This is a genomic window from Oleiphilus sp. HI0117 (genome assembly GCF_001635235.1).
The window spans coordinates 1-1,070 of sequence record NZ_LWGA01000085.1 but is presented as its reverse complement, the minus strand read 5'-3'; the positions used below and the strand labels follow the sequence as shown (position 1 = coordinate 1,070).

Annotated in this window: 1 protein-coding gene; it reads left to right on the top strand. The window is 45.9% G+C overall.

Annotated elements, in window-relative coordinates:
• Positions 1 to 7: 7 nt before the first annotated feature.
• A partial coding sequence (gene serB, locus A3757_RS01255; RefSeq protein WP_068739026.1) for a phosphoserine phosphatase SerB occupies positions 8 to 1,070 on the top strand: 1,063 nt, incomplete at its 3' end.

Sequence of the window (1,070 nt, the reverse complement as noted above, 5' to 3'; positions counted from 1 at the left end):
GAAGTAATTGAGTGAAATTATTCTGATTAATGTTTCAGGGCGTGATAAGTCCGGCTTAACCTCTGAAATTACAGGTATTATGGCGCAATATGAATTGAATATTCTGGATATTGGCCAAGCTGTTATTCATGATCACCTTACCTGGGGGATTCTGGTTGAAGTGCCGAATGAAGGCAGTTCTTCTGGAGTGATGAAGGAGCTTTTGTTCCGTATGCACGAGCTGAACCTCCAAGTTACTTTTCAGGCTGTGAGTGCTGAAGAGTATATGCATTGGGTCGAAGGAAAGGGTAAAGCGCGCTATATCGTTACCTTGCTTTCTCGCCTGATCACTGCAGAGCAAATTGCTAAAGTCTCTGAAGTGACTGCGGAGCATGATTTNAATATCGACAACATTACCCGACTGTCCGGGCGTCGTGGTTTGGATGTCGATCCTCAGTCGAGCCAGGCATGTTTGGAGTTCTCTGTTCGCGGAAATGTGCCGGATGCTGAGGCGTTGAGAGCTGACTTTTTAAAGATTGCCAGTGAGCTTAACGTCGATATCGCCTTCCAGGAAGACACAATTTATCGCCGTAATCGTCGTTTGGTGGTTTTTGATATGGATTCCACCTTAATTGAAGCAGAAGTGATCGATGAGCTGGCGAAAGAAGCGGGTGTCGGAGATCAGGTGTCTGAAATCACCGAGCAAGCCATGCGTGGTGAGATTGATTTTACTGAGAGCTTTGCTCGGCGTGTTGGTTTATTGGAAGGTTTGAGCGAAGAAGTGCTAAGCAAAGTAGCTGCGCGCCTTAAGATGACTGAAGGTGCAGAAAGGTTGATCTCAACGCTAAAAAGCCTGGGTTACAAGACTGCTATTTTATCGGGCGGTTTTACATACTTTGCTAAAGGGCTGCAGGATAAGCTTGGTATTGATTATGTTTATGCCAATGAGTTGGAAATTAAAAACGGTAAAGTAACGGGGTGCGTGACGGGCCAAGTGGTTGACGGCCAGCGCAAAGCGGCTTTGTTGGATGAATTAGCCAAGAAAGAAAAAATAGGGCGTGAGCAGGTTATTGCTGTCGGAGATGGTGCTA